The sequence below is a fragment of the Nocardia sp. NPDC060220 genome (assembly GCF_042727815.1).
Lineage (GTDB): Bacteria > Actinomycetota > Actinomycetes > Mycobacteriales > Mycobacteriaceae > Nocardia.
On record NZ_JBHWZY010001256.1, the window covers coordinates 1 to 1,445 of the forward strand.

Here is a 1,445-nt window from a genome sequence, read left to right on the forward strand (position 1 = left end):
AGTTGCGGATCTTGCGGTCGGCCAACCGCAGCTCGGCTGACACCACATACTCGATCTCGGAATCGTCGCTTATGAAACTCACGTGGTCAGCTTTCGCATTCGAGCACAAAACGGCAATCAATTTTCCGTCTGGGTGAGTGCTCACTGTCGACCACTGTGCACGAAATTCGGCACTATCGAGCTTCCGTGGGTCGTGGTGCGTGCACGATGAGGTGGTGTCACTCGTGGGCGGAAGTCGCCGAGGTCATTGGTCGGGAACGTGCACCGTGATTTCCCCGCCGAGGTGATATCCCTCGGCCAATCGCAGTTTGTCACCACTCCAAAATCTGCCCGGGTCATACCAATTCGGACGTCTGTTCGGCAACAAGCCCATGGCCTCATACGTCATGGCGACGATCTCCGCGCAGTAGGCGTTCTCAAGACCGGCATGATCGGATTCGCGCTCTTTCGACCGCTTCGGTACCGGCACCCGGCCCAACAACCAGCGCCCCGCCAGCGCGCCGGTGGAGGGGAACGGCATGCCGTCCAGCCTCGCCACCACCCGCAGCGCTGCATCCTCCATCTCGCGGGTCACCGGCCGATCCAACTGACGCATCCATGCCTGTTGCCCGTACTCCTGGGTCCATCGGATGACCGCAGCCCGCAGATCGTGTAGCTGGGCTCCGCGATGATGGCTACCCGACCAGATATCCGGCAGTGCCCGACCGAGCTCGGCATGCCATATCAGCGCCGGTAGGTCATCGATGACCACTGCCATGCCGACGTGGTTCACCGGGCTGTTGGTCAACCCCCGTATCGCGCGATCGGCTCGAGAATGCCCGCGAAACAGCCATAGATCTCCCGTTCGCGTCAGCTCTACTGCTTCGTCCAAGCCGATACTTATCGGAGTTTCGCGTGACACAGCGACTAGCCTAGGCGCATGCGCTGGTGGAAGATATTGGGTCTGGCCGGAACCGCGGGCGTCGCGGCAACCGGGGTGGTCATCGTGCGGGCCGAACGCAAACGTCGCGCATACACACCGGACCAGGTCCGCGAACAGCTGCACGCGCGCCTCGGCGATAAATCCAACCGACCGGGCCCCACCACGCCAGTCGATGACGGCAAGTCCTGATCGAAGATCGTCGGGGGCATCCCCCTATTCGCGGGGTCGACAACAACAACCTGCCATCGGCACAAGAGCGTGTTCAGGTGACCTCATCGAGCCGCCTTGCCGGACAACCGATCAGCGGCAAGTGTGGATATCTGGGGCTGTCAGTTCTCGACTCCGTAGCTCGTGAACGCGTAGATCCCAGCGAAGCGCTCCTCGACCCTCGCCGCCACTCGTGCGCCCTCGTGTTCCCAGCTGTGTTCCACGTCGGCTCGGACTTCTTCAGGCATGTCGGCATAGGCAACGAGGAGTGCAGCAGGATTCCCAGCGACCTGGCCTCTTCGTCGTAACCGTAGTT

The 1,445-nt window shown here is 61.8% G+C and carries 3 protein-coding genes; 1 reads left to right on the plus strand and 2 read right to left on the minus strand.

All coding sequences use genetic code 11. The annotated features are described in order from the left end of the window. Positions 1-244 precede the first annotated feature (244 nt). Positions 245-901 carry a hypothetical protein gene (locus ACFWF3_RS35820; protein WP_379318592.1) on the minus strand — a complete coding sequence of 219 codons (657 nt, stop codon included), beginning with the start codon at positions 899-901 and terminating at the stop codon, positions 245-247. A gap of 18 nt (positions 902-919) precedes the next feature. On the opposite strand from ACFWF3_RS35820, the gene ACFWF3_RS35825 reads away from it, so the two are divergent. Continuing rightward, the gene (locus tag ACFWF3_RS35825) at positions 920-1,111 is read left to right on the plus strand and encodes a hypothetical protein (RefSeq protein WP_379318594.1); all 192 of its coding nucleotides are present in this window, start codon (positions 920-922) and stop codon (positions 1,109-1,111) included. Positions 1,112-1,251: 140 nt separating this feature from the next. On the opposite strand, the gene ACFWF3_RS35830 is transcribed toward ACFWF3_RS35825, so the two are convergent. Continuing rightward, the coding region (locus ACFWF3_RS35830) for a hypothetical protein (protein WP_379318596.1) at positions 1,252-1,445 on the minus strand (194 nt) is incomplete at its 5' end.